Origin of the sequence: Arthrobacter sp. H20 (assembly GCF_000520515.1) — a bacterium.
Classification (GTDB): Bacteria; Actinomycetota; Actinomycetes; order Actinomycetales; family Micrococcaceae; genus Arthrobacter_D.
The window spans coordinates 28,776-54,005 of record NZ_KI914726.1 but is presented as its reverse complement, the minus strand read 5'-3'; the positions used below and the strand labels follow the sequence as shown (position 1 = coordinate 54,005).

Below are 25,230 nucleotides of genomic sequence, written 5' to 3'. Positions count from 1 at the left end.
CAGCAGTGAGGGAACGGGATGCAGCGCGCCTGCGGAACCGGCATAGCGCTGCATCCCCTAGCCACGGAGTGCAGTTCACACTCCTGGGCCGTCACCAACAAAATCTGCTCGGCAGTGCCTAAGCCTTCGTCCGGAACCAGGAAGTCAAGCAAACCTGGGGCAGCTCCATCGGATGCAGGATCACGACTCCACTGCCGCCCGCGATAGCTCGGTACCGATAGTTGATTCGGGGTCTGGGAGATGTCTCGGACGGTGGTAGAGGTGGCGGCCAACTTCGGGTAGGAGTCATTCCTGGAACTCGGGCCTTACAGGCCTTGCGAGTCTTTCGTCTACGTTCGAGCTGCGCGGACGGTTCCGTCTGCAGGCTATGCTCCAGGACACCTTAATCATCTGGTTGAGGACCCGTGATGGGTCATCGGGAGATACATCCTTGGGATCCCGAGGCGTAATGCTGGGCGAACCGTACGGCTTTGCCCTCGTCGGTCACGTAGGAGAGTGGATTCCACCACCAGATGGGTTCTTTCTGAGCAATTTTCTGAGGGTCGAAGGCCCACACCGGAGCTGACACGGCGCGGACTTCGCGGGTGGCCTCAACCACGTCACGCTTGGTTGTGATTGAAATAGCCGCACCGGGAGCATCCAGGATCGCCGGGATGATTCGGGCCGAGGACTTACCCGTTCGCCGTCCTCCAATGTCGATGCTGAGATCTTCTCACGACCGGTAGAACGCCTCACCGGTGGAGACAATCGATCCGACGACAATCCCCGGACTATCCTCTACACCGAACCGCTGCGCCGTGGCCTTGACGCCCCGTTCGAAGAACGAAGCCAAGTCTTTGCCCCGGCCCTGTTCGATTGCTGCGTCAACAGCGGGCTGGAATCCGGACGCATATACGACTACTGAGGTCTCGGCCAGATCGCTGACCATCGCTGGGGAAAGCTCCAGATTGTGCGGCTCCGCTCCTGGAGGGGTCACGGAACCCTCCGTCGACGGCGTACCCTCCCACCGTTTGCGCTACAAACTGCAGTGGGTAGAAGGACGCCAGCGCGTCCAAGGACGCTCCGCTGTTGTCGCCACCCGCGTTGCCGCCGGTCGGACCGCACGCGGAAAGCGTCAGAGCAAGTACAACGGGCAGTGCAAGTGGGCGACGCAGTACGGCCCGTCATCGGTATCCTCATCGTAATAGGTAGAACGGAACCCGGCGGTCTCGGGTGAACCGAGGCCGCCGGACGAGTGTGTTGCTTAACCAGCAGCGGCCAGTGTGCCTGAATCCTATGCGTGAGAGGAGTTCTTAGTCCTCGTGTTCTTCGTGGTCTTCGTGATCGTCCTCGCTGGGCGCTTCCGGGTCACCGGTGACGACGGCGAGCTCGGTGGGCGTTTCAGGCAGGTCGAAGCTGTCAAGGATCGTACCGGCTGAGATGTCGATGACGTGGAGTTGCTGGGTAGCGGCGTCGGTCACGTAGGCGAATCCGTCGGCACCCACCTTGACGATCGGGCCAGGTGACTGCCATTCTTCGGGCTCTTCCCACGGTTCGACGACGTCGATCTCGTGGATCACATCGCCGGTTTCCTCGTCGAGGACGTTGAGCTGCCCGTCGTACGTCAGGACCAGAGCTTCACCGTCCGCGCCGCGGGCAAGAGAACGGAACCAGTACTCCGACCCGAGGTCCACTGTGGTGACCGAATCGGAGAGGGTGTCGAACAGGCCGATGCGGGTGGGGCGTTCTTTCTCGGCGTCGGCGTCCACTTTGTAGTCGCCGAGGATGATCGACGACGCGTGGTGCCCGAAGAGGTTGCCGGAGCGCTGGTAGTCCTCTTCAACGGCGACCTTGTGGAACGCACCGTCCCGGTACACCACCGGCCCGTTCTCGCAGCCAAGTGCAACAACATCGCCTTCAGCTGTTGGTTCGGCTGCGGCCTCGCCGTGCACGCCGGGGCAGTCGGTGGTCTCGGCGATGACGTCTCCTTCGGGGGACAGTACCTGCACCGTGTCCCGGGCATCGGCGGTACCTTGCGTCAGCAGAAGCTCCCCGCTGCTCAGCGGTACGGCGACGCCGTGGTGGGCGGTCTCTGTCGAGTGCTCCTGGACCTCATCCTCGCTGATTTCACCATCGCTGATTGCTTCGGAATCCATCACAGTAATCGCACCGGTACCGTCAGAGAAGAGCGCAGTTTTGCCTTCGTGGACCACTACGTGGCCCGGCTCCGGGGCTTCAACTGTTTCGTCGGTGAGCGCTGGCTCGCTCACAAAGTAGTGGTTGTGGTCCCCATGCCACTGAGCGATCAGACCGGTATCGAACAGGCTGAAGCCTTCACCAGTACTGATCATGACGTGCCGGCCGTCACCGGCGTTGCTCACGCGCAGGAAGCCGTCCATCTCGGCGGTGGCAACACCCTCACCCGATTCAGTATCTACGGTCATCACCCCACCGTCGTAAGTGAGGACTGCGCGGGGGGCCAGAGCGGCGACTTCCGTCTGACCCTCCTCCTCGGCTGGATGCTCATCTGAAGCAGCCGCTGACGCCGACCCCGCAGCTGAGGGCGCTGGGTCTCCAGATTCGGCGGGGATGTCGGTGGAACAAGCTGACAGGAGGAGGGCTGCGGCGACTGCCGCGGACAGGGCTAAGGGCGGGTTAGAAATGGACATGGCACCAGTCTAATTGCGAATGAGTCTTATTAGCGATCAGGCGTAAGCTGTTCGCTGCTCGCACTGCTTGGTTCATGTTCTACCTGGGCGCGTCAAGGGTGGCGAATAGTAGCCATTTATCCCCTCAATTGGACGAACTACCCATCACGGGAGGGATTCACGGCCAGACCCTCCCCTCATTCGCAAAGTTATTGCGAATGATTATAGTTATCACCATGATGATTGTTCGAGGTCCGGTTTGGTGAGTGCCGCCCCTTTCGCCAAGAGGGCCCCTCTTGAACCTGAGGAGCCTCCTATCTTGGTGCGTCGGCGCGGTTTCTTGAAGTCCGCTGTATTGCGTGTGGTTCTGGCCGCGGGGGTAGTGCTTACTGTCCTTCTGTTCTCAAGCATTGGCCCGGCGGAAGTGTCCCCAGCTGACTCTGCATGGAGTTTCACGGCGGCGGAAGCCATCGGCGCACTCGACGAGGTGCTGTGGCGGCCAGCGAGCCTTGGCGCGGCGCCCTCTGCCCGGCCAGGGCCCGGCGAACATGTCTTTGATGACTGTTGCGGAATCGGGGCTTCCGCGCGGTCCACTGCACGTCTTGTCGGCAGGGACGGGTACGTGCGCGGAGTGGATCTTTCCGCCGCCCTGACTGCTGTCGCCCGGGAACGGGGTGCATATGAAGGCCTCCACTGGGCAGCGGTCACTGCCCAAGTGGTGGAGGTTCAGCACCGCTACCAGGAAATCCTCACCCAGCGCGACGTCACCCACATTGATGCCACCACCCTGGTGGGCATCGGAAAGGTAGCCCCATGAAGAAGAAAGCAAACCCACTGAAAACAGATCCACAAGCCGCGAGAATTGATCCAGGAGGTCCGATCCTTGCACTCTGTGTGGGACAGCGATGTTCCGCCCTGCGCCGACTGGCAGAGAACGAGAACAGCGTCGAGGATCTCAAGAGCGCAGTCAAGAACTCTGCAGGCGCGGTTTTCATCAGCGCTGACTGCCTCGGGCCGTGCTCGCTGGGTGCGGTGGCTGCGGTCGCACACCGAGGAGGCAACGGCAAAGATACCGGACGCAGTGTCTGGCTCGGAAGCACCGAGGGTCCTCAACGCAGCGAAGCCCTCAAGCGGTGGATCACCGAGGGAGGTCCGTCGAGCCACGACCGCCCCGACAATGATGTTCCTGCATCGCTCACCCCCGCCATTGTCGGTTTAGGACAGCCACCGTCAATACGTTCCAACTCCTGAAAGGGGGCAGGGATATCCCTGCCCCCTTTCAGGAGTGTCTGCTCGTACTCGCTGTACTTTGCTAGCCCTGGCGGGCTTTCATCCGCGGGTTTTTCTTGTTGATGACGAAGGTGCGCCCGCGACGGCGGACTATCTGAGCGCCTGGCACCTTTTTGAGTGCGGCCAGGGAGTTACGTACTTTCATGGTTGTCTCCTGATCTGGTGTTTAGTTGGTTGATTTGAGGTTGAACGGGTCTGTGAAGCTTTCTTGTGACGCCATCATTTCGGTGTCAGTGAGTTCGCAGGAGGCAAGCAGCCGCTGAATCTCGGTGGCGTCGATTCCTTCGCCGGTGGCCGCAAGTACCGTTCCCCGGGCGCCGAAGACCGGCTGCCATTGACGGCCCGTTCCTCCATTAGCCGTATTTCCGGAACGGGAATCCGTGGGCCAGGCCCCGGTGTTTTCCAGCCAGACCCGCGGCCCGATTCCCTTCACAGCGATACAGCATTCCGGCGCACCCGCGATCCATGCCTGTCCACGCAGCCAGCAGCAGCCCTCCGCAAGGACTCCCAATGCGTGACGGAACCGTTCCGGGTGCAGCGGGCGTTCCGCCCGCTGCACCACGGTGGAAAACGGCAGCGGCGAAGGACCTTCAGGTACCCGGACCGACCCCGGTGCGGTGCGGCCCGCTGCCTGCCCATAATTGTGGTGGCCTAAGGGGAAGGGGCCGGTACTTTCCCCGACGGTGGCGTGGGGTGCCAGCTCCTGGACCAGCTGTACACCGCGGGAACGGGCGATCGGATCCACCGAGATCAATGCCGGGTCAGAAAACATAACCGTGTCGTTGAAGGACAATTCGCTGATCAGAAATTCACCGGCAGTTCGGTCGTCATTTGGCATGGGCGTGTAGCCGGATTCGAAGAGCGTGTGATGGTCCCAGATCTGATCCTCTGCAGTATCCGGTGCGCAGGTCAGGACCAACGAATCAATGATGAAGTCCCGCGTCAGACCCTTATGCAGAGCCAAGACGACTGTTTCCGAAGAGACAGCCGGCGGCAGTCCCAGAATAATGTTCTGCTCTCCGCGGGCCAGCAGCTGATCCACAGTGGGAACCACATCCAGACGCACCGTGCAGCTCAAGCACCCGTGTTCCAGCGTGCTCTCGTGGCGCTCCACGAGGTGACCATTTTTGGACACTCGGCGGATCACGACGCCGTCCTCCAGCAGATCATGAAAAACCACGGTGGAGTTGGGCGAACCTGCTGCGAGAGTCTCACAGGCGTCTTGGCGGCAGAAAACATCAAGGGAACTAACTATGGTGATGGACACAGCATCCAACTTACATGAGAATTGTTCTCATCTGCAAGCGGTACGGTTTGTCGTGCCTGAATCTACCGAGCCTGGGCTGGCTGCGCTAATAATCTGGATGGTACGACGCTGGTGCGGCGACGCCGAAAGGCATCACCGCCACTTGCTGTGCCGGAATGCGGCCCCACCGTGGAAGTCGAAGCGCCCTCGGTCGAAAGACGGGCTGCCCAGACAGCTTTCGAGCAGTCGACCGGCTGAAATCTGCCTAACAGATACCCAGCCTCGACCGAGCACAATCCGCGTTAGGCTGTGCGGATACTGCTGATCACCCTGAACACCCGAGCGCTCAGGGTCCGCCGGGTAGCCCGGCCGCAGGTTTAGCTTCTAGTGTTCGTCGTAGTGGTCTTCGTGCTCGGCGTGGCGGTGTCCGTCGTGGATGTAATCGTTGTGGTCCCCGTGTTTGACGGTTTCGTGGGTGCAGTCTGCACCGCCATGGCGGTGTTCGGTTGGCCCGTGTTCGGCTGGCTCATCGTGTTCGTCGTAGTGCTCTTCGTGCTCGGCGTGGCGGTGTCCGTCGTGCAGATAGTCGACGTGGTCGCCGTGCTGTACGGTTTCATGGCTGCAGTCTGCTCCGCCGTGGTGGTGGTCCTGGACGGTGTGTTCGGCCTTAGTTTCCTGGGTCATGACTTTTCCTTTCCATGGGCGGCTGTTGTGCCAGTCGCCGGTTCCTGAGTGTGCGAAATAGCGTCGTTGATGACGTGGGCTACGTGGTCATCGGAGAGCGAGTAGATCGCATCGCGGCCCGACCTGCTGACCGTAACCAGGTTGATGCCCCGGAGGACCCGAAGGTGCTGGGACACAAGGGGTTGGGACAAGCGGGTGGACTCCGCGAGTGAGCCCACAGAACTCGGTTCATTGGCAAGTTCCGTGAGAATACGGAGCCGTGATGCGGTCCCCAGCATTTTGAACAGCTCGGCCACTTTCTCCAGATGCACATCATCGATCACATATACATGTAAACACTCATGCATAGATAATGCAAGTGAGGATCTCGAGCACGAGATCGTCCATCAATACGCGTCGGCGATGGCAGCGGTTGGTTTGGGCGACTCGCATCTCCGCGATACCAGGGCAACGACCATCGGGTGCGCTCTATCGGCGACTGGCCTGCTGCGGTCGGCGACCTGTCGGGGCGCTGACCGGTCCCTTGCCGAGCAGATCCCACTCAACCACTGCTCCGCAAGCCCGACCTACGCTCGAGAGCGATTTTCGACGGTCTACTCTCGGCGATCGAGTCGATCAGGCCCGCCGATGTGTACGTGTCAAAGAACGAGATAGAGATCCAGCATCGGCCCGGATTCGCGTGGGGGTGGAGGCCTGCCCAATAGCTGGGAGGAGACGTCGCGCCGCTTGTTCCAACAATCAATCTGTTCGACGAGGATATCGTGGGCGATGTTCTTAGCTGGACCCGCGAGGCGTGTAGCCAGTCGCGGGAGAGATCATGATCTGTCCCATACCGGCAGAGCGGTTTGCGGGAGACTAACCCGCCGGGGTCCTATGCTGTACTCATGGTCTCAGCCGCATTAGTAGTTCGTGCCGCCCCGCGCTGGCGAGTGTGCGGAACCACGTGGTGATCGGCCGTGGGTGAGAACCTCCCTGACGAAGTCGATGGGATCGACGCAACACTGGTGCTCGGCGTCGACAATGTCCTGCGGCTGCGGCTGCGGTGGGCGCGGGGCATCTCCATTGTGGAAGATGACGCTCGCCTCGCGATGGCGCGGGTGAACGAACTGTCTGCCGGGGCCAGCCATCCCATGCTGGTCGACATGGCGACCACCAAATCAGTCAGCCGAGGGGCGCGGACCGTGTTTGGCCTGCCGTGCTCGGCGTCACGTATTGCGCTGCTGGGTTCCTCGCAGGTAGATAAAGTGATAGCGAATTTCATCCTGGGGATCAGCACGCTTCCCTGCCCCACCAGATTCTTCACCTCCGAACAGGCTGCAGTCGACTGGCTGAAGGAGGAGTAGGTGGACGATCTCCAGGACCAGCGAATGGATGCCCTCGTTGAAGGAATTGTCCGTCTGTCCTCGGGCGATCTCTCAGCGAGGCTGGACATCTCGCCTGCGCGTGACTCGATCGACGCGGTCATCAGCGGCGTCAACCTGTTGGCCGAGGAACTCGAGGTCATCTACGAAGAGCTGGAGCAGCGGGTGCAGGACCGCACAGCCAGCCTGCATGCTGCCCAGATCGAGTTGGAGCGGATGGCGATGTACGACAGCCTCACCGGTCTGCCAAACCGCACCCTGCTCCGTCGCCGGATTGACGACGAGACGCTCGCCGCGGCACGGGGAGAGCAGTCGCCTGCGCTCATCCTTCTGGACCTTGATGCCTTTAAGGCGGTCAACGACAGCCTCGGGCACTCTGCAGGGGACGACGTCCTCATCGAAGTTGGGCGCCGACTGAACTCAACTGTCAGAGAATCGGACGTCGTGGCCAGGCTCGGCGGCGATGAGTTCGCGGTGCTGCTGCCCCAAACCTCCGACAAGGTGGCGAGTGAGATCGCTGATCGCGCGCTGGCGGCGCTGCGCCCGGACATGATCATTTCCGGCACCAGCATTCGCACGTTGGCCAGTATCGGTGTGCGGTGCGGCGAGGTAGGCCAGTCCGGCGAAGACATGATGCGCGACGCGGATACAGCAATGTATGTAGCCAAGAACCTTGGCCGAGGGAATGTCCAGGTGTTTCACCCAGCCATGCTGCAGGCCACCCACGATCGGTTCACCACGCTTGAGGAATTCCGACGTGCTGTGGCAACTGGGGAACTGCGGGTGCACTACCAGCCGGTCATTTCTCTCGGTACCTCAACGATTGTGGGAGCTGAGGCTTTGGTCCGCTGGCAGCACCCAGACCGCGGTCTCCTCTACCCGGAGGCTTTCATCGGCATCGCGGAGGAGAGCGGGCTGGTCCTGGAAATCGGTGAGTGGATGATCAACGCCGTCGCGTCTCAACTCAACAGCTGGCAGGACATTCTGACGGGCCGAGACTTCGCCGTGCGGGTTAATCTATCCGCTGCTGAAAGCAGGACACCCGGTCTGGTGGGGTTCATTGATCGGGCGCTTGCCAAACATTCGGTTCCTGCCGAGCGCCTCATTGTCGAGATCACCGAAACCTCAGTGATGACTGATCAGGTGGCCAGCACCGAGAGTCTGCGCGGGCTGCGGGAGCTTGGCGTCGGCGTTGAGATCGACGATTTCGGTACGGGTTACTCATCAATCAGCTACCTCAGGAAGCTTCCCGCCCAGGCGGTGAAGATGGACAGCTCTCTGATCGAGGACATCGCGGAGGATCCAAGGCAGCTGAAGTTTGTCGCGGCTATCCTTCAGCTCATCGAGGCGGCTGGCCTCCTTTCGGTGGCGGAGGGAATCGAAACCGCTGACCAGGCCCGACTTCTCACGGGGATGGGCTGCAACTATGGGCAGGGCTACTTTTTCAGCCGACCGATGGAGGCCGACATGATGGCAGAGTTGGTTCGATCATGGCCCCTAACCTGGGGCATCGCTAGTCCGCGACACGTTTCCCCTACCGTGGCGACGAACCACAGGGCTTAGTCTTGACAGGTGTCGTCGCCCCTGAAGAAGTATCTTCTCCTGCCAACAATCATCAGGCTCTCCTCAGGGGTGCCCAGAGATCGCCATGCGGCATGGGAAAACTATTGGCATCGAATCCAAAACACCGGTTCCGGTGGCGACGTGCTGTGGGACGCTGGCAGCGACAGAGAGTTCAACAGTTATTTTGAGGCCCTGCAGCGCACCCTGAACCCGGCACTTCCAGTGATCGACGTCGGTTGCGGTAACGGCAGCTTTACCCGATTACTGGCGGCCTATTTTCCGCGGGCGCTGGGCGTGGATGTCGCAGCGAGCGCTACGTCCCGCGCCGAGGCCGAATCAACTGCCTTGTCCAACGTAGACTTCCGCACCGTGGACTGCACCGCTGCGGCGGCGGGGGACCTGCTGGCCGCCGAGCTGGGGGACTGCAACGTCTTTGTCCGTGGGGTTTTCCACGTAGTGGATCCGGCGTCCCATGCTGCTCTGGCGAATACCCTGAGATCTCTGGTTGGGCAGCAGGGGCGGGTATTCCTGGTTGAAACAAATTTCCGTGGCAACTCCCTTGACTACATCTCGCGTCTCGGGGCCAGCCCCGGCCGGATTCCCAGACCGCTGGAGCTGGCCATCGGCGGCCTGCCCAAGCCGGGGCACTTTGGATCAGGGGAACGCCAAGCCGCCTTTGATGACGGTGCCTGGAAGGTACTGGAGGACGGGGCCGTCACCATCGACGCAGTCGCAATGCAGGAAAAGGGCCAGCCGGAGCAGATTCCGGGATACTACGCAGCTCTCGCCCCCAGACTTTGATCCTTCCAGTTGTCAATGGGTGCGGTTGTCCTGACACGTGTCGCGCCAGGACGACCGTTCAGCGGCGAGTGTGATCTTCGTCTACCCTTGGTGAAGTTGAATATAGAACGATTTCACGGAAAATCAGTGGCCGCAGTCCTGACTGCACTCCGTGGTCCAGTAAGAAGGAGTTATCGATGAGTTGGCTTGCCCGAGAACACAGCATCGCCCCGCCAGGGTTTAACCGGTGGTTGATCCCACCCGCAGCGTTGGCGGTGCACCTGTGTATTGGCCAGGCGTACGCAACCAGTGTGTACAAGAACGCACTGGTTGAGCATTTTGATGCGAGCCTGACCCAGATCGGCGTGATCTTCTCTATCGCCATCGTGATGCTGGGACTCTCGGCCGCCGTGATGGGTACCTGGGTGGACAAGAATGGCCCCCGTATGGCCATGTTTACCTCGGCCCTGTTCTGGACCAGCGGCTTCCTCATCGGTTCGCTCGGAATCTTCACCAACCAGCTGTGGCTTGTCTACCTGGGCTACGGCTTTATCGGTGGCATTGGCCTGGGCATCGGCTATATCTCGCCCGTGTCCACCCTAATCAAGTGGTTCCCGGACAGGCCAGGGCTGGCCACTGGCATGGCCATCATGGGATTCGGCGGCGGCGCACTGATCGCCAGCCCTCTCTCCACTCAACTGCTGCGCATGTATGACCCGAACTCTAGCGCCGATGGTTGGGTTGCCAGCGGCGACTCAGTAGGTTTCCTGTTTCTTACCCTCGCGGCCATCTACCTCGTCTACATGATGTTCGGGGCGTTCACCATCAAGGTCCCCGCAGCCGACTGGAAGCCAGCTGGCTTCGACCCCTCACAGATGAAGTCGAAGCCCCTCGTCACCTCCGATAACGTCTCGGCCAAAAACTCCATCAAGACCAAGCAGTTCTGGCTGGTCTGGATCGTGCTCTTCTGCAACGTGACAGCAGGTATCGGCATCCTCGAGCAGGCCTCCCCGATGATTCAGGACTTCTTCCGCGAAGCGGACGGCTCGACTGCGGTTACCGTTGCAGTTGCCGGTGGTTTCGTTGGTCTGCTGTCGATCGGCAACATGGCCGGACGCTTTATCTGGTCCTCCACATCGGACATTATTGGCCGCAAGCGGATCTACATGATCTACCTGGGTGTCGGCGCCGTTCTATACACCACGCTGGCGCTCGCCGGAGCGGGCACCACTATTCTCTTCGTGTTCCTGGCCTTCTTTATCATCTCCTTCTACGGCGGCGGATTTGCCACTGTACCGGCCTACCTGCGCGACCTCTTCGGCACGTACCAGGTCGGCGCAATCCACGGCCGGCTGCTGACTGCCTGGTCGGCCGCAGGCATCGCTGGACCACTGATCATCAATGGCTTTCTCGACGCTCAGGGCACACCTGGTGAGCTCACGGCCGCTGCCTACCAACCAGCACTGCTGACCATGGTGGGGCTGCTGATCATCGGCTTCATTGCCAACCTGATGGTTAAGCCGGTTAACTCGAAGTTCCACGAACCAAAGACGAAGCCCGACTCCGGGACGTCGACTCAAGAACCCGCTATGGAGGCATGAGATGAAGGCAGCAAGCACCACGTTCGTATGGGCCCTTGTGGTATTGCCGTTGGCCTACGGGATCGCCCAAACGATGACCCGTGTATGGGCACTGTTCGGCGGCTAAACACCAGCACTTTGTAACACCGCACAATGCAGTGGCTCCCATCCTCGAAGGGTGGGAGCCGTTGCCGTTAACCTGCTGCTAGCCGATCGTTTCATTACCAGCGTGGGTGAATCGCAACACGGAAGTGGCGGTCGTAGATGTCCTGGACGCCGCCATTCAGGCTTGTGCCAAGATCACCGGTGTCCGCCGCCGCGGCGTTGGTGCGGGCCTGCTCCACGGTGCGCGTGCCGGGGATGACGCTGCTGACGCCGTCCTGGGCAATGATCCACGCGATTGCTGCCTGCGCTGTGGCGACGCCGTCGGGAACCAGCGCCTCAAACGCCTGCACGGCTGTGAGGCCAGTCGCGAAGTCGACGCCGGAGAAGGTCTCGCCGACGTCGAAAGCCGCCCTGGAGCGGTTAAGGTTCCGGTGGTCGTTCTCGGCAAACGTGGTGTCTTTGGAATACTTGCCGGAGAGCAGGCCCGAAGCGAGTGGGACACGCACGATGATGCCGACGCCAGCGGCCTGAGCCGCGGGGAGTACCTCGTCCAAGGACTTGAGGCTGAAGGCGTTGAGAATGATCTGGAGGGTGGCGATGGTGCCGTGCCTGAGCGCAGCGAGTGCCTCATCGGTGCGTTCGACGCTGACGCCGTAGTTGCGGATGGCGCCTTCGCTGACCAGAGTGTCAAGCGCGTCATAAACCTCGGCATCTGAATAGACCGACGACGGTGGGCAGTTGCACCAGGTCCAGTTCAATCCTGATCCTCACGGGCAGGTTGGCGGGCCTAGCTTGGCGTGGGCCGCTCGCACCTTAGGCTAGGAGCGTGGACATTCTCAACATCATATTGGTTATCGCTGGCCTGCTTCTGCTCATTGCGGGCGGTGAAGCGCTGGTACGCGGTGCCTCGACACTTGCTGTCCGTGCGGGTATCTCGCCACTGGTCATCGGCCTAGTCGTCGTCTCGGCGGCGACCTCGGCGCCCGAACTCGCGGTCACGATTGGCGCGATCACTGAGGGAGAGCCTGACCTCGCGCTCGGCAACGTTGTTGGCAGTAACATCGCCAACGTTCTTTTGATCCTGGGGCTCTCGGCAATCATCAGCCCGCTTATCATTAGACGCCAGCTCGTTCGATTCGATATTCCGGTAATGGTGGGGTTGTCGCTCTTGCTGGTCGTGGTGAGCCTCGATGGGCAAATCGGCGTACTCGACGGCGTGCTGTTACTCGCGGGTCTTATCTTTCATACGGTCATGAGTATCGTTGTTGGTCGACGCGAGGCCCCCCAGCCAACCTCACCGCCCGACGCAATGCCCCTGAACAGCAAACCGGTTCCCCTGTGGCTCGCGGCTCTGTTGCTGCTCGCCGGTATTGGACTGCTTGTGCTCGGAGCGCAGTTGCTGGTCGAGGGCGCGGTCAGCATCGCGACCAGCCTTGGTGTCAGCAGCCTGATCGTCGGGCTCACCGTCGTTGCGATCGGAACCTCGTTGCCCGAGCTTGCAACCTCGATCGTCGCACTGCGCCGCGGAGAGCGGGACATGGCCGTGGGCAACATTGTCGGCAGCAACATCTTCAATATCGGAGTGGTGCTGGGCCTGCCCGCGATCATCTTCGGCGAGGGCATCCCCGTTCCGGCGGCAGCGATCGCCCTTGACTTGCCGCTCATGCTCGCCGCCGCCGTCGTCCTGCTGCCACTCGCTTTCACCGGGTTTGTCATTGCCCGGTGGGAGGGCGTGCTGTTCGTGGTGCTCTACATCGCCTACACGCTGTATCTCGTACTCGCGTCGACAGATCATGATGCCGCTGACGGGTTCACCATCGTGATGCTGTGGTTCGTGCTTCCCCTGGTCGCCGTTACCGTCATCGCCGTCACCGCGTATGAGATTGGCATCCACCGCGGCCGAGCCCCGCGGGCTAAGGACAGGGCGGGCTGAGAGGCTCGGCCGTGCACGGAATACCGCCGTTAGCCCATCCGAGGACCTCGCGCTGCTGCGGCCCAACCATTTAGTCGTGGGCGGGCTCGCCGGTGACCTTGTGGTCCGCGTGGTTCAGGCCTTCCATCACCAGGCGGGTCAGATGTCCGTCGGAGATGCTGTAAACGACATGGCGGCTGCTCTTACGGGTTGTGACGAGCCCGCTGAAGCGCAATTTGGCCAGGTGCTGGCTGACCGAAGTCCGCGAGGCCCCAGTGCGTTCGACCAGCGAGCCCACGTCGGAGGGGTCCTGGGCCAGAAGCCAGAGAATGTGCAGCCGGGTGGGATCTGAGAGCATCCGAAAGGTAGCCGTGGCGGTGTCCAGGCGACGGGCGTCAGGCGTGTCCGGGTGGTGAAGGCTCGAGCCGTCGGCGGGTTGGACGTTTTCCATCGGCTCACCCTTTCACTGTCAGTGGCGCGGGGCCGTTCCTGAACATCGCAGGCCAGAATTTGGTCGCCGCTACTGTCCCGATCATAGCGACTGCAGCCAGTACTGCTGCCGCCGTGGGCTGTCCCGCGGTGGCGCCGACCCAACCAGCGATGGGGTAGGTGATGATGAAACAGGCGTGTGAGAGGGAGAACTGGGCAGTGAAGATAAAGGATCGGGTGCTGTCCGACGCCGCGCGGCGGAGCAGGCGTGCCGAGGGTGTGTTGATCATCGACGTAGCGGCACCAAGCACGACCCACAGCCCCAGCAGGATCGGCCACGTTCCCGGTCCGGCCAGCAGCGCGAATGTTCCGGCGAGTCCGAATGACACCAGCGCGGCTCCGGCCCACATGAAGGCGAGGTCCGGTACCCGGTCCAGGATCCACGGCGCGGTCAGCGCCACGAGCATGGAGCCTGCGCCGTAGCAGGCCAGGGCGATGGCGACGTCAGCGTTTACCCCGCCGAACAGGTCACGGGCGTAGACGACGGTATTTACCAGCACCAGGGCGGTCGCCGCCGCGACTGTCAGGTTCAATGCCATCAGCCCTTTCAGCTCCGGCGTTCTGGCGAAGATCCGGGCGCCGAGGGTGGTGCGGTGCCAAAGTGTTCCTTCCTGCCGGGTGGCAGGCGTTGCAGGAAGGCGCGTCGTCACTACCAGGGCCGCCGAGAAAAGGAACCCGGCAACTGTCCCCAGGAACAGCTCGTGGAAGGAGGCCACTGCTAGCAGAGCCGCCGCAAGAGCCGGGCTGACCAAGGATTCCAGATCGTAGGCCAGCCTTGAGAGCGAGAGTGCCCGGGTATAGTGGCGTTCCTCCGGGAGCACCACTGGGATCAGGGACTGAAACGCCGGCGTGAACGTGGCCGAGGCGCTCTGCAGAACAAACACCAGCACATAGATCTGCCACGTCTGATCGACCATCGGCAGCATCAGTGCAATGCCAGTCCGGACCAGGTCAGCGCCAACCAGCACTGCCTTCTTCGGCAGCCGCTCGACCAATGCCGCCATTAACGGGGCGACGAAAACATAGGCGAGCATCTTGATCGTCAGCGCCGTCCCCAGGACTGCACCGGCCTGCCCTTCGGCCAGTTCAAAGGCCAACAGCCCCAGGGCCACCGTCAAGAGACCAGTGCCCAGCAGGGCGACAATTTGAGCCACAAAGAGCTTTCGGTAGGCCGGAACGGCCAGGACTTCAATCAACGGGACTCCTCGAAATCAACTTCACCCATAATACGTGCTTACGTGTGCACTCATTATGCTAATGCATACCGGTCCGGCGTGGAACCGCGTCGGATGCTACAGATGGCGATGTGAAAAGGCGAATATCGATGACTTTCGCCTCTGTTGGTCGCGGTTCTCAGCCATCAGGATTGAGAGGTAGTTGAGGGCAGGTGGCAGTATTGACGCCGCTCACGCGGCGGCGGTCTCGGGACGTTGGAGAGGAACAGGAGCTTAGTGGCGGGTACTTTTGAGCTATTCACCGATGGGGAGCTATCTATTCGGTTTCGCCTGCTTGCGGCGGACGGGACTTTTCTGGCCGTTTCGGGTCCGTTTGTGGACAAACGCAGCGCGGCTCTGGGTATCGCCTTCGTGCGCGAATGCGCCGGGACAGGCTTGATCAACGACGTGTGCTCGGGCTCAAACGAGTCCCTGGAAAGGGAAATTTGATGGCTGCGGTGCACACAGAGTCGCCGGTTACCCGCAGAACCGCCGCTTCCAAGCGGCGAACCTTTGGGTAACCGGCGATTCTGGGTGGCGTTAGCTTGCCGAGGACCGGACGGCGGCCGCGACGGGTTCCTTGGCGGGGAATGACGGCGGATTCACGCCTGCCATCTCCTCCATGACCCGGACCACCTGGCAGCTGTACCCGAATTCGTTGTCGTACCAGACGTAAAGCACCAGATTGGTGCCGTTGGCGATAGTCGCGAGCCCATCAACAATCCCCGCCCGGCGCGAGCCGACAAAGTCGGTGGAGACGACGTCGGGCGAGTCAATGTAGTCGACCTGTTTGCGCAGGTCGGAGTGCAGCGAGATTTCGCGGAGGTACGTGTTTACCTCATCCTTGGTGGTGCCGTTGGCCAGGGTCAGGTTGAGGATGGCGATGGACACATCGGGGGTCGGTACGCGGATGGAACTGCCCGTCAGTTTGCCCTCAAGCTCGGGCAGCGCCTTGGCGACCGCTTTCGCAGCGCCTGTCTCGGTGATCACCATGTTCAGGGCAGCCGACCGGCCGCGACGGTCACCCTGGTGGAAGTTGTCGATCAGATTTTGGTCGTTGGTGAACGAATGAACCGTTTCCACATGACCGTGTACCACTCCGAACCGATCGTTGATGGCTTTTAGCACAGGGGTGATGGCGTTGGTGGTGCACGACGCCGCTGTGACGATCTGGTCAGTGGGCAAGATGGTGTTGTGGTTGATGCCATGCACAATGTTCTTCAGCGCACCCTTGCCGGGCGCGGTCAGGAGCACACGGGCGATACCTTTGCTCTGCAGGTGCTGCGATAGCCCCTCGGCGTCGCGCCAGCGGCCGGTGTTGTCCACCAGCAGCGCATCCTTGATGCCGTAGGCGGTGTAGTCGACAGTCGATGGATCGTTCGAGTAGATCACCTGGATGTGAACGCCATTCGCGGTGATCGTGTTGGCTTCTTCGTCAATCCGGATGGTGCCCTCGAAGCTGCCGTGTACTGAGTCGCGCCGGAGCAGGCTGGCACGCTTCATCAGATCATTGTCGGCACCCTTGCGGACCACTATGGCGCGCAGCCGCAGCCCGTGGCCGCCGCCGGCCTTCTCGATGAGAAGGCGGGCCACCAAGCGGCCGATGCGCCCAAATCCGTAGAGAACGACGTCGGTGCTGGTCCGCTCGTCTGCGCCACGCTTGTCAACGACGTCGGCCAGTTCCCCTCGGAGGAAGTCCTCCAGGGAGGCGCCGTCGCCGTCGGCCTTGAACTTTTGGGTGAGCCGGGCGATGTCGATTGCCGCAGCGCCAAGGTCAAGATCCACCAGGGTGCGGAGCAGCGGTGCGGTTTCCTCGAGGAACAGCTCCTCCTTGCTGATCCGGCGGGCAAACCGGTGAGCTTTGAGGATATTCATCGCCGACTTGTTGATGAGGCTCCGGCCGTGAATGCTGATCACCACGTTGTTCTCGCGGTACAGCCGCCCGATGACCGGGATCATTCCCTCCGCCAGAGCCTCTCGGCTCATCCATGTGTCAAGGCATTCCGATGGGTCGCGGTGCACTGTCAATCCCTTCCTGCCGCTGGGTATACCAGCGCTGTGTGCGGCCAGCCGCCAACCCGGTCGAACCCGGTCTGACGCCGCTGGCTCATTCGCGCGTTCCGCCCGGACGACGGCGTCGGGGGCTTCGGTGGTGCGCGGGTAGTGTGCCAAGAATATCGCCCCGACAACGTTTGGCGATAAACGGCCACGGCGACGCAGCGCAGACGAAACAGCTGACGCAGGCCTGAGGCATGAATCGACAACTGTCCCATGCGGCGTCAGCCGACGACCGACAGATTGCCGGCACCTCAGCGGGCTGTGGGGGATACTAGCTGCATGAACCAGACCAACTCGGTGACCCTCCGCTTCCTGGCAGCACCCACTGACCTTGGGCATAGCGGATCCGTCGACGCCGGCACTGTGCTGGAGTGGGTGGACAAGGCAGCGTATGCCGCTGCTGTTGGGTGGGCGAAGTCCTACTGCGTGACCGCGTATGTCGGCAATATTCATTTTGCTGACCCGGTAAATGTGGGGGACATGGTGGAGGTGGAAGCGACCATCGTGTACACCGGACGGTCCTCACTGCACATCCAGACGGTGGTCTCCTCCGGTGATGTCAAAGGCAGCGACGCCTCAATGCGCAGCCGGTGCCTGGTGATCTTCGTGGCGGTGGGGGAGGACGGCAAGCCTGTCCCGGTGCCGCCCTATGTGCCGGCGACGCTTGAGGAAATTGGCCGGCGGGACGCGGCCAAAGCCCGGATTGCTGTTCGCGAGGAGATCGTCGAGGCAATGCGCGGGCAGGTCTACACCAAAGAGGGCACCGCCGAGCGGGTCATCCTGCGGTTCCTCGCGGCACCCACAGATGTGAACTGGGGCGGCAAGGTCCACGGCGGCACCGTGATGAACTGGATCGATGAAGCCGCCTACGTTTGTTCCGCCCGATACTGCGGCCAGGACACGGTGGCGGTGTTTTCGGGCGGTGTGCGGTTCTATCGACCGCTGCTGATTGGGGATGTGGTGGAGGTGGAGGCCCGTCTGGTCTACACCGGCAACAAGGGCATGCACATTGCCGTGCACGTCCGGTCCGGGAAGCCGACCGAGGATGAGATGCATCTGACCACCTACTGCCTGACGGTGATGGTTGCGCGTGATACGAGCGGGACGGCGGTGGCGGTGCCGGGATGGATACCCAATTCCGAAGAGGACCGCCGGTTGGAGGCCCATGCGCGGGAGCTGCTGGAAATCCGTGGTCGGGCGCCGGGAAACCGGCTGCCGAATCACCTAACCAGTTAGGGGCAGGGCTTCCAGGTTTTCCCGCCCGGGGCATAGCACCGGGGGCCGGTGTAGCCAGGGAAGGGTTCCTGTGCAGCCGGCGGGGGCTGAACTACCGGGGGCACAGGTAGGGGTGCGGGTGGCACGTACGGCTGTGGAGCCGGTGGAACATAGGGTGCAGGAAGGTCCCGGAGACGCTCTCGCTCCGCCGCGGCCAGCCTTTCTGACTCAGCTGCGGCCGCCGCCTCGGCAGCAAGCCGTTCCGCCTCAACCCGCAGCTGCGCTTCTTGGCGTTCCTGCTCTGCGACTGTGGCGGCTTCGGCCTGCGCCTTCTTTTCCGCCGCCACACGAGTCGCCTCAGCCTTTTTCGCTGCGGCGGCGGCCTTGGCGTCCGCCTCCTCAGACTTGAGCGTCTCGGCCCTGACCTCCATGGAATCAAGCCTCGATTGTCCTGAATCGATTGTGGACGCCAGGCCTGCAAGCATCGTGACCCCAGCGGCTGTCGAGTGCGCTAGCCAGCGAACAGATTCTTCGCCCACTTTCAGAGCGGCAAGCAGGGTCTTTGCTGACGCGAGCGCTGCCGCAAGGACCCCAACTGCTGCGGCTGTGGCGGCCGCAGTTTCGCCGACGGGGCCCTCCAATGCTTCGGTGACCGCTGCGGTCATCTGCTCAATTTCTGCCGGGACGGTACATTCCGCTGCTGGATCATAAAGGCCAGTTTCGTTGGTGGTGGCCTCAGCCTGTGCGTCCCGGACGACGTCGAAATACTTGCTGTTCGGTTCGAAGAGGACTGCCATGCCGAGTCCCTGGCGGGCAATCTCGGCGTTGACCAACGTGCCGTTCTCCAACACCACCGCTGCAAGCACACGATCGTATTGGTCGGTCCTTTCGACATCAAAATCCAGACCCACCGGCGTGCCGGGAGGAAGTGTGAGCTCTAAGAAGGCTGTCGCTTCGGGGCCGAGGCATTCAACTGCCTTGTCGGGGTGCTTGGTTTCTGGTGTATCTACATTGAGCAAGCGGACAGTTTGATCTTCGTTGTTGAAGTTGATTACCAAAGTGTCGCCATCGATAACCCGGACGACTTCGCCAGCTTGGGCGTCTGCGCTCGCGGGACCGCACCCTGCTATCCCCGCGACAACTGAAGCGGCCAGGACTATCGCGATCAGAAAGCGTCGTCGTTTGTGTCCGAATGATCCCAACAATGGGTTAGTCCCTTGCATTGATTCCCCAAAATGCCATGGCCTGAAAGCACGAGTGATGAACTGATCATACGGTCAGCAGTGTGTTGTTTGCCTGTCCAGTGCGCCGCGTCGACCGGCAGGTCCAGGACCACGAGAATCTGGCTAGGACCGCGCAGCGGCGAGCACCCCAAGGGTCGCCACGGCCGCCATGGCCAGCGCCATCGCCGGATAGCCACCCAGCAGTCCGGCGAGAAGGGGTCCTGCCGCCGGCGCCAGCGCGCCCACCGCCGTCACAGGGGCAACAAACACGCCCTGAACGGCACCGAAGTTCGACGTTCCCCACCGGTCCGCAACGGCTGTTGCCTGAAGGAGGGTCACGGAGCCACGGACCGCGCCTGCCAGAACCGTCACACCGATGAGCAAAAGCACCGGACCGGGCAGCAAACCCAGCAGCCAAAGGCAAGAAGCGCCAGCGGCCAGAAGGAGCACCGCGCGGCGCACCGGGTTCGCGCGCCCGGGAAGGACGGCGAAGAATAGTCGGCCCACCACCTGGCCCACCCCGATCAGACTGAACGCGAGGACAGCGGTCCGGTAGTCGAACCTCCGTTCCAGGAGGAGCGGAATCAGATTGAAGGTCACCGCGAAAAGTGCCAGAGTTGCCGCGGCGACTGCCACCTGCAGCATGATAAATCGGCGGTTACGAGTCGTCGCCCGGACCTCACGGGTGACTGAACGCCGCGTCTGGGGTGGTGACGGCACTGACCAATGGGCGTTGAGAAAGAACCAGTGGAGCGGGATGGTCACAAGAGCCAAAGCGCCCGCGAGCACCACGTAGGCCGTCCGCCACCCAACACTCTCGATCAGCAGTGCCGTCAAGGGGGCATAGATGGGAGACGCAAACCCTGCCACCAGCGTCAGCGTAGTCAGTGCACGCACCCGGGCTGGCCCATACCAGCGGGTGAGCACCACGAACGCAGGCTGGTAGAAAACCGCAGCTTGAGCGAGCCCCGCAACCAACCACCCAGCAACAAAGACCGGTAGATTCGGAGCGGACGCCACCAGCAGCAATGCCGAGACGCCGATCAGGCTGCCGGCCACCATCAAACGTCGTGGTCCGCGTCGATCCAACTGCCGACCCACCCAGATCCCGACCACCGCCGACACGATCAGGCCCGCAGAGAACGCCGCGGTGATCGCCGCAGCACTCCACCCGGTGTCTTCCTCAATCGGGACCACCGCCACCGGCAACGAGTAATACAACAACCCCCAGCTCGTGGTCTGGGTAATACACATCGCGGCAAGCCCGCCACGGGGTCGGCGCTCTACCCCTTGCGTCATTGGATCACCGGTTACCCTCGCCAGAGGCCGGGGTGATCAGCTCATCCCACAATGATGCGTCCTGACCCCCTGATGCCTCCCGCAACAGCAACCTCCCGGTAGATTCGAGATGGCGACGCATCGCTGCGCCAGCGGCAACCGGATCGCCGTCGTCAATCGCATCAAGGATTGGCCGGTGCTCGCGATACACCTCGTCAAGGGACCTCGACCTTTTGATCGTCGAGGCACCGACCAGTCGCGTGGCGTCGCGAAGATTCTGGATGATCCGGGTAGAGCGCGCGTTGCCGGCGAGCTCCAGCAGCAACCCATGCAGCCGCTGATCATGGAGCATGAACGCACCCTCGTCCCCAGCGAGCACCGCTGCCTGCATCGCCGAGTGCTCGGCGTGCAGAGCAGATCGATCAGAGTCACTGGCGCGGGCGGCCGCACGCTCTGCTGCGGGAACCTCCAGAGCCAGCCGGACGGCGAAGATCTCGGTCAACTCTCTGGCTCCGGGAAGAATCACCCGGAACCCACGATTGCGCTCGAACGCCACCATTCCGGTTTCCGCCAGCCGCAGCAGTGCATCGCGCACCGGGCTGCGGGAGACGCCCAGCTCCTCGGCCAGCCGGTACACCGAGTACAGCTCACCCGGCACCAGGGTGCCATTCCGGATACTTTCACGCACGGCTTCAATGGTCCGGTCAGTGAGGGACGGCGTCCGAGCGTCGGGTGAGTGGGCGTCGTCGGCTGGTGACATGACTCCAAGGGTAATGCGCGACGAGTGGACTGGACACGATGAGTAACATGTTACTCATGGCGACGACGCTCACAGCACCCACCTCCCTGGTCTCCGAACTTCATGCCAGGGGCGTTCCCGACGCGAGGACCGATGCAACCTCCCGGGCCGTCTACTCCAGCGACGCGTCTCTGTACCGGGTGCAGCCCACAGCCGTGGTCTTCCCAAGGCATCTCGACGAGGTGCTCGCCACCCTCGAGGTCTGCAGGGAGCGAGGAATCCCGTTCACCTCTCGCGGCGCCGGTACTTCCCTCGCAGGAAACTCCATTGGATCCGGCGTGATCATCGACTTCAGCCGTCACCTGAACAGGGTCCTTGAGTTCGATGCCGCGTCCCGCACCGCCGTCGTCGAACCCGGCACAGTGCACGCCACCCTCCAGAAGGTGGCCCTGGCGAACGGACTGCGCTTCGGGCCTGATCCGTCCACCCATACTCGCTGCACCGTCGGTGGGATGATCGGTAACAACGCCTGCGGATCCAGGGCACTCGCCTATGGCCGCACCGCCGACAACGTGACCCAGCTCGACGTCGTCACCGGCTCCGGCACCCGGCTTCACCTCGGCGCGGACGGCACACCGTCGTCGCCGCAAACCGACGCGCTGCGCTCGCTGGTGGGTGCAGAGCTCGGCACCATCCGCACCGAACTCGGACGGTTCGGTCGTCAGGTCTCGGGCTATTCCCTCGAACACCTGCTGCCGGAGCGTGGCTTCGATCTGCGGCGGGCGCTCGTGGGCAGCGAAGGCACCCTCGCCGTCGTGCTCGAAGCGGGAGTTCGGCTGGTCGCCGATGCGCCCTATAAGACCCTTGTGGTGCTCGGATTCGAGACCATCGGCGACGCTGGCGACGCGGTCACCAGCGTCCTGCCCTTCCACCCCACCGCCTGCGAGGGCCTGGACTCGCGCATCGTGGAGGTGGTCCGCAGCCGCAAGGGACCGCAGGCGGTCCCCGAACTGCCTGGTGGTGCGGCCTGGCTGTTCGTGGAGATCTCCGGGGACGACGACGTCGACGTCGCCGATCGCGCAGGCCGCCTCAGTGCCATCGGTGAAGCCACGCACGCGCTGATCATCACCGACCCACGGGAAGCGCTCGCCCTGTGGCGGATCCGGGAGGACGGCGGTGGTCTGGCGGGCCGGTCCCCGGCGGGCGCGCCCGCCCACTCCGGTTGGGAAGACGCAGCCGTTCCACCGGAACGGCTGGGCGATTACCTCCGCGAATTCGACGAACTGCTGCTCACTCACCACCTGACCGGATTCCCGTTCGGACACTTTGGCGACGGCTGCGTCCATATCCGCCTCGATTTCCCTTTGGGGCATGACGGCACCGCCGGGTTCCGGGCGTTCCTCATCGACGCCGCGAAATTGGTCGCTCGCTACGGTGGCTCGCTCTCCGGGGAGCACGGGGACGGCCGGGCCCGTAGCGAACTCCTGCCCTACATGTACTCGCCCGCTGCGATCTCGCTCTTCGGCAAGGTCAAGGGCATCCTCGACCCGGACAACATCCTCAACCCCGGCATCCTGGTCAACCCGGAACCGCTGGACGCGAACGTCCGGGTCGCCGAAGCAGGCCGGCTGCGATCGGGGCTGGGTTTTGGGTACCTGCACGACGACGGCGACTTCAGCCAGGCGGTGCACCGCTGCACCGGGGTAGGGCTGTGCCGGGCCTCCCACGCGGACAACAGTTCGGTGATGTGCCCGTCCTACCTGGCGACGCGTGAGGAAAAAGATTCAACCCGCGGCCGGGCCCGGGTGCTGCAGGAAATGATCAACGGCTCCGTCACCGGCGGGGCGAAGGGCACCAGGCCGAACTGGCGTGCACCCGAGGTGCATGAGGCCCTGGACCTTTGTCTCTCCTGCAAAGGCTGCGCCTCCGACTGCCCCACCGGGATCGACATGGCCGCCTACAAGGCCGAGGTGTTGCACCAGAGCCATAAGGGCAGGATCCGCCCGGCCTCGCACTACTCGCTGGGCTGGCTGCCGCGCTGGGCAAAGCTCACGTCATTTGCTCCGGGACTAGTGAACGCGGTGCTCCGGCTGCCCGGTGTACGCCAGCTGGGGCTCCGGCTGGCCGGCATCGACCAGCGGCGCTCCATTCCCTTGTTCGCGCCGCAGACTTTTCACGCCTGGTTCAACTCCCGTCCAACCACCGAGGACACCGGACGCCCGCCGGTGCTGCTCTGGGCCGATTCGTTTACGAACAACTTCTCGCCGGAAGTGGGCCAGGCAGCGGTACGAGTGCTGGAGGCTGCTGGCTACGAGGTGCTGATCCCCGACACTCCAGTATGCTGCGGTCTCACCTGGATCTCCACCGGTCAGCTCGATTCGGCTCGGAAGATCCTGCGGTCAAGCATCGAAGTGTTGGGCACCTCGGTGGACCGGGGCATTCCGATCGTCGGCCTGGAACCGTCCTGCACCGGTGTGTTTCGTTCGGACGCCGTCGAACTGCTGGGGCAGGCGACGGCCGGCCGGGTGGCCGCCGCAACGCACACCCTCGCTGAATTCCTTGGGAAGACCCCCGGCTACGCGCCGCCGTCACTTGAAGGGATCACAGTTGTGGCGCAACCGCACTGCCACCACCATGCGGTCATGGGTTGGAGCCCCGACGCAGCGCTCCTCGAAGAGGCCGGCGCCACACTGCAGAAACTTGGTGGCTGCTGCGGTCTCGCCGGGAACTTCGGTGTGGAGCGCGGCCACTATGACATCTCAGTGGCGGTAGCCGAGCAGCAGCTCCTCCCCGCCGTGCGCGGAGCGGGCGACGACGACGTCGTGCTGGCCGATGGTTACTCCTGCCGCACCCAGCTGGAGGATCTGAGCGACCGCAAGGGTATCCACCTGGCGCAACTGTTGGATCAGGCGAACCGACTGTAGATGACAGTCGACGCCGGCCGACCTCAATGGACTGAATCGAGCCGTCGGCCGCTTATCCTGGTGGGTTTGATCCCGAAGAACACGTTGCGCTGTCCGGGAGCCCAGGGTTCGTCGGCGCGGCTGCCCCACAGGGTCGTGAGAAGTCCTGGATCGGTGACGCGTTCGATCGCGCCGTTGATCAGGATGGTCCACCCGCTGCGCGTTCCCGTGTCCAGGTGGTCCAGCTGAAACGCAGCCCGCTCCAGCTGGCTGCGGGCAATCACGCCCTCCTCCGAGGTGCGGAAATACACGCCGCGGTCGTGCACGATGCAGTTCAGCGGGAAGATGGTGACCAGTCCCTCATGCAGGAAGCCGATGCGACCAGTTGTCTGACCTGCCAGCAGTGCCCAGCACTCGTCGGTGCTGAGGGGCTGGGACGCGCGCAACAGCCCCGGCGAATCCCAGAATTCATCCTGATCAAACGGTGTAGTCATTAGTGCCTGTTCTCTCTAGTGAGTGATTGGATGCGCTACCAGGCCCCTAGCGGCGGATTCCTCGGAGGAAGTACAGCATTGGTCCAAGAAAGTTGATGGCGATGGCAGCCGCCCACAGGCTCGTACGCCCGTTGACCTGTGCCTCCGGCCGGTTGGCCAGATCGGCCCATGCCGTGGTTGCGAGCGATAACTGCACGGACCCCAACGCCAGCACAGCAGTCTGCTGCTTCACCGTCAGGTCCTTCCACCTCCTGGGTCCTGACCTTTTCATCAGGGGATCACCGCCCCGCCTGAACCAGCCGAACTACTGCGCCGGCGACGAGGCCGAGGCCCGCGGCAACCGTTACGCCCAGCGCACCAAAGCCGGCGGCCAGGGCGAGGCCTCCACCGGCCACCACCCCCAGCGCAACATACAGGTCAGGATCAATGAGTTGCGTTTCCATTTCCCCACTGTAGCTTCGCTGATTCG

Annotated in this window: 26 protein-coding genes and 1 pseudogene; 10 read left to right on the top strand and 17 right to left on the bottom strand. The window is 62.6% G+C overall.

The annotated features are described in order from the left end of the window. Window positions 1–412: 412 nt before the first annotated feature. From Y703_RS23005 to Y703_RS0108695, 3 genes are all read right to left on the bottom strand, one after another. Window positions 413–694 carry a type IV secretory system conjugative DNA transfer family protein gene (locus tag Y703_RS23005; protein ID WP_275450769.1) on the bottom strand — a complete coding sequence of 94 codons (282 nt, stop codon included), beginning with the start codon at window positions 692–694 and terminating at the stop codon, window positions 413–415. A gap of 18 nt (window positions 695–712) precedes the next feature. Beyond that, window positions 713–976 carry a hypothetical protein gene (locus Y703_RS23000; RefSeq protein WP_253907979.1) on the bottom strand — a complete coding sequence of 88 codons (264 nt, stop codon included), beginning with the start codon at window positions 974–976 and terminating at the stop codon, window positions 713–715. Between the two features lie 316 nt (window positions 977–1,292). Further along, on the bottom strand, window positions 1,293–2,648 hold the full coding sequence (locus Y703_RS0108695; protein ID WP_026552396.1) for a hypothetical protein: 1,356 nt from the start codon (window positions 2,646–2,648) through the stop codon (window positions 1,293–1,295). A 319-nt stretch (window positions 2,649–2,967) separates the two neighbouring features. Here Y703_RS0108695 and Y703_RS0108690 point away from each other — a divergent pair, with 319 nt between their 5' ends. Both Y703_RS0108690 and Y703_RS0108685 read left to right on the top strand, forming a co-directional pair. Next, window positions 2,968–3,444: a class I SAM-dependent methyltransferase gene (locus Y703_RS0108690; RefSeq protein ID WP_155849453.1), complete on the top strand. Its 477-nt coding sequence runs from the start codon at window positions 2,968–2,970 to the stop codon at window positions 3,442–3,444. After that, window positions 3,441–3,878 (top strand): hypothetical protein, encoded by a 438-nt coding sequence (locus Y703_RS0108685; protein WP_026552394.1) that lies wholly within the window; start codon window positions 3,441–3,443, stop codon window positions 3,876–3,878. The genes Y703_RS0108690 and Y703_RS0108685 overlap by 4 nt, the downstream gene beginning before the upstream one ends. A 61-nt stretch (window positions 3,879–3,939) precedes the next feature. On the opposite strand, the gene ykgO is transcribed toward Y703_RS0108685, so the two are convergent. From ykgO to Y703_RS18875, 4 genes are all read right to left on the bottom strand, one after another. Continuing rightward, on the bottom strand, window positions 3,940–4,062 hold the full coding sequence (gene ykgO, locus Y703_RS0108680) for a type B 50S ribosomal protein L36 (RefSeq protein ID WP_026552393.1): 123 nt from the start codon (window positions 4,060–4,062) through the stop codon (window positions 3,940–3,942). Window positions 4,063–4,083: 21 nt separating this feature from the next. Beyond that, complete coding sequence (locus Y703_RS0108675; RefSeq protein ID WP_026552392.1) at window positions 4,084–5,184, bottom strand: GTP-binding protein; 1,101 nt, start codon at window positions 5,182–5,184, stop codon at window positions 4,084–4,086. Window positions 5,185–5,547: 363 nt separating this feature from the next. Continuing rightward, the gene (locus tag Y703_RS0108670; protein WP_026552391.1) at window positions 5,548–5,847 is read right to left on the bottom strand and encodes a hypothetical protein; all 300 of its coding nucleotides are present in this window, start codon (window positions 5,845–5,847) and stop codon (window positions 5,548–5,550) included. Beyond that, window positions 5,844–6,194 (bottom strand): ArsR/SmtB family transcription factor, encoded by a 351-nt coding sequence (locus Y703_RS18875; RefSeq protein WP_051427425.1) that lies wholly within the window; start codon window positions 6,192–6,194, stop codon window positions 5,844–5,846. The genes Y703_RS0108670 and Y703_RS18875 overlap by 4 nt, the downstream gene beginning before the upstream one ends. Window positions 6,195–6,851: 657 nt before the next feature. Here Y703_RS18875 and Y703_RS0108660 point away from each other — a divergent pair. The 4 genes from Y703_RS0108660 to Y703_RS0108645 all read left to right on the top strand — a co-directional run bounded on the left by Y703_RS0108660 (window position 6,852) and on the right by Y703_RS0108645 (window position 11,152). Further along, window positions 6,852–7,190: a DUF7793 family protein gene (locus Y703_RS0108660; RefSeq protein ID WP_051427427.1), complete on the top strand. Its 339-nt coding sequence runs from the start codon at window positions 6,852–6,854 to the stop codon at window positions 7,188–7,190. Further along, window positions 7,191–8,771, top strand: a complete 1,581-nt coding sequence (locus Y703_RS18870) for a putative bifunctional diguanylate cyclase/phosphodiesterase (protein WP_253907978.1) — start codon at window positions 7,191–7,193, stop codon at window positions 8,769–8,771. It abuts the gene before it with no gap. A gap of 9 nt (window positions 8,772–8,780) precedes the next feature. Beyond that, a complete protein-coding gene (locus Y703_RS0108650) occupies window positions 8,781–9,572 on the top strand; it encodes a class I SAM-dependent methyltransferase (RefSeq protein WP_026552389.1) in 792 nt (263 codons plus the stop codon). Between the two features lie 176 nt (window positions 9,573–9,748). Next, window positions 9,749–11,152, top strand: coding sequence for an OFA family MFS transporter (locus tag Y703_RS0108645; RefSeq protein WP_026552388.1), 1,404 nt, complete (start codon window positions 9,749–9,751; stop codon window positions 11,150–11,152). 200 nt (window positions 11,153–11,352) lie between these two features. Here the strand turns inward: Y703_RS0108645 and Y703_RS18865 are convergent. Further along, a pseudogene (locus tag Y703_RS18865) lies at window positions 11,353–11,976 on the bottom strand (aldo/keto reductase); the annotation flags it as partial. An 86-nt stretch (window positions 11,977–12,062) separates the two neighbouring features. Between Y703_RS18865 and Y703_RS0108630 the strand changes: the two are divergent. Continuing rightward, on the top strand, window positions 12,063–13,169 hold the full coding sequence (locus Y703_RS0108630; RefSeq protein ID WP_026552387.1) for a calcium/sodium antiporter: 1,107 nt from the start codon (window positions 12,063–12,065) through the stop codon (window positions 13,167–13,169). A 70-nt stretch (window positions 13,170–13,239) separates the two neighbouring features. Here the strand turns inward: Y703_RS0108630 and Y703_RS0108625 are convergent, their stop codons facing one another. Both Y703_RS0108625 and Y703_RS0108620 read right to left on the bottom strand, forming a co-directional pair. Continuing rightward, window positions 13,240–13,599: an ArsR/SmtB family transcription factor gene (locus tag Y703_RS0108625; RefSeq protein ID WP_026552386.1), complete on the bottom strand. Its 360-nt coding sequence runs from the start codon at window positions 13,597–13,599 to the stop codon at window positions 13,240–13,242. 4 nt (window positions 13,600–13,603) lie between these two features. Beyond that, the gene (locus tag Y703_RS0108620) at window positions 13,604–14,833 is read right to left on the bottom strand and encodes an MFS transporter (RefSeq protein ID WP_026552385.1); all 1,230 of its coding nucleotides are present in this window, start codon (window positions 14,831–14,833) and stop codon (window positions 13,604–13,606) included. 255 nt (window positions 14,834–15,088) lie between these two features. On the opposite strand from Y703_RS0108620, the gene Y703_RS23270 reads away from it, so the two are divergent. After that, window positions 15,089–15,301, top strand: a complete 213-nt coding sequence (locus Y703_RS23270; RefSeq protein ID WP_035764341.1) for a YegP family protein — start codon at window positions 15,089–15,091, stop codon at window positions 15,299–15,301. 90 nt (window positions 15,302–15,391) lie between these two features. Here Y703_RS23270 and Y703_RS0108610 read toward each other — a convergent pair whose 3' ends face one another. After that, complete coding sequence (locus Y703_RS0108610; RefSeq protein WP_275450768.1) at window positions 15,392–16,873, bottom strand: glyceraldehyde-3-phosphate dehydrogenase; 1,482 nt, start codon at window positions 16,871–16,873, stop codon at window positions 15,392–15,394. A 315-nt stretch (window positions 16,874–17,188) separates the two neighbouring features. On the opposite strand from Y703_RS0108610, the gene Y703_RS0108605 reads away from it, so the two are divergent. Next, window positions 17,189–18,145, top strand: a complete 957-nt coding sequence (locus Y703_RS0108605; protein WP_026552383.1) for an acyl-CoA thioesterase — start codon at window positions 17,189–17,191, stop codon at window positions 18,143–18,145. On the opposite strand, the gene Y703_RS20820 is transcribed toward Y703_RS0108605, so the two are convergent. The 3 genes from Y703_RS20820 to Y703_RS18850 all read right to left on the bottom strand — a co-directional run bounded on the left by Y703_RS20820 (window position 18,142) and on the right by Y703_RS18850 (window position 21,385). Further along, window positions 18,142–19,329, bottom strand: a complete 1,188-nt coding sequence (locus Y703_RS20820) for a thermonuclease family protein (RefSeq protein ID WP_051427424.1) — start codon at window positions 19,327–19,329, stop codon at window positions 18,142–18,144. The two genes, Y703_RS0108605 and Y703_RS20820, sit on opposite strands and share 4 nt — an antisense overlap. 141 nt (window positions 19,330–19,470) lie before the next feature. Further along, a complete protein-coding gene (locus Y703_RS0108595) occupies window positions 19,471–20,646 on the bottom strand; it encodes an MFS transporter (RefSeq protein ID WP_253907977.1) in 1,176 nt (391 codons plus the stop codon). Window positions 20,647–20,650: 4 nt separating this feature from the next. Next, window positions 20,651–21,385 carry a GntR family transcriptional regulator gene (locus Y703_RS18850; RefSeq protein WP_035764340.1) on the bottom strand — a complete coding sequence of 245 codons (735 nt, stop codon included), beginning with the start codon at window positions 21,383–21,385 and terminating at the stop codon, window positions 20,651–20,653. Window positions 21,386–21,423: 38 nt separating this feature from the next. On the opposite strand from Y703_RS18850, the gene Y703_RS0108585 reads away from it, so the two are divergent. Next, window positions 21,424–24,288: an FAD-binding and (Fe-S)-binding domain-containing protein gene (locus tag Y703_RS0108585; RefSeq protein ID WP_253907976.1), complete on the top strand. Its 2,865-nt coding sequence runs from the start codon at window positions 21,424–21,426 to the stop codon at window positions 24,286–24,288. A gap of 23 nt (window positions 24,289–24,311) precedes the next feature. On the opposite strand, the gene Y703_RS18845 is transcribed toward Y703_RS0108585, so the two are convergent. The 3 genes from Y703_RS18845 to Y703_RS22030 are packed head-to-tail and all read right to left on the bottom strand — an operon-like array spanning window position 24,312 to window position 25,204. After that, window positions 24,312–24,761, bottom strand: coding sequence for a pyridoxamine 5'-phosphate oxidase family protein (locus Y703_RS18845; RefSeq protein ID WP_035764338.1), 450 nt, complete (start codon window positions 24,759–24,761; stop codon window positions 24,312–24,314). A gap of 46 nt (window positions 24,762–24,807) precedes the next feature. Continuing rightward, complete coding sequence (locus Y703_RS21505; protein ID WP_253907975.1) at window positions 24,808–24,993, bottom strand: hypothetical protein; 186 nt, start codon at window positions 24,991–24,993, stop codon at window positions 24,808–24,810. A 46-nt stretch (window positions 24,994–25,039) separates the two neighbouring features. Then, on the bottom strand, window positions 25,040–25,204 hold the full coding sequence (locus Y703_RS22030; RefSeq protein WP_155849452.1) for a hypothetical protein: 165 nt from the start codon (window positions 25,202–25,204) through the stop codon (window positions 25,040–25,042). Window positions 25,205–25,230: the final 26 nt, after the last annotated feature.

Excerpts from the sequence above, each read along its gene's own strand:
- Y703_RS0108695 (WP_026552396.1), bottom strand. The coding sequence starts at position 2,648 with ATGTCCATTTCTAACCCGCCCTTAGCCCTGTCCGCGGCAGTCGCCGCA.
- Y703_RS0108685 (WP_026552394.1), top strand. The coding sequence starts at position 3,441 with ATGAAGAAGAAAGCAAACCCACTGAAAACAGATCCACAAGCCGCGAGA.
- ykgO (WP_026552393.1), bottom strand. The coding sequence starts at position 4,062 with ATGAAAGTACGTAACTCCCTGGCCGCACTCAAAAAGGTGCCAGGCGCT.
- Y703_RS0108670 (WP_026552391.1), bottom strand. The coding sequence starts at position 5,847 with ATGACCCAGGAAACTAAGGCCGAACACACCGTCCAGGACCACCACCAC.
- Y703_RS18875 (WP_051427425.1), bottom strand. The coding sequence starts at position 6,194 with ATGCATGAGTGTTTACATGTATATGTGATCGATGATGTGCATCTGGAG.
- Y703_RS0108645 (WP_026552388.1), top strand. The coding sequence starts at position 9,749 with ATGAGTTGGCTTGCCCGAGAACACAGCATCGCCCCGCCAGGGTTTAAC.
- Y703_RS0108625 (WP_026552386.1), bottom strand. The coding sequence starts at position 13,599 with ATGGAAAACGTCCAACCCGCCGACGGCTCGAGCCTTCACCACCCGGAC.
- Y703_RS0108605 (WP_026552383.1), top strand. The coding sequence starts at position 17,189 with ATGAACCAGACCAACTCGGTGACCCTCCGCTTCCTGGCAGCACCCACT.
- Y703_RS0108595 (WP_253907977.1), bottom strand. The coding sequence starts at position 20,646 with ATGACGCAAGGGGTAGAGCGCCGACCCCGTGGCGGGCTTGCCGCGATG.
- Y703_RS18850 (WP_035764340.1), bottom strand. The coding sequence starts at position 21,385 with ATGTCACCAGCCGACGACGCCCACTCACCCGACGCTCGGACGCCGTCC.
- Y703_RS0108585 (WP_253907976.1), top strand. The coding sequence starts at position 21,424 with ATGAGTAACATGTTACTCATGGCGACGACGCTCACAGCACCCACCTCC.
- Y703_RS18845 (WP_035764338.1), bottom strand. The coding sequence starts at position 24,761 with ATGACTACACCGTTTGATCAGGATGAATTCTGGGATTCGCCGGGGCTG.
- Y703_RS22030 (WP_155849452.1), bottom strand. The coding sequence starts at position 25,204 with ATGGAAACGCAACTCATTGATCCTGACCTGTATGTTGCGCTGGGGGTG.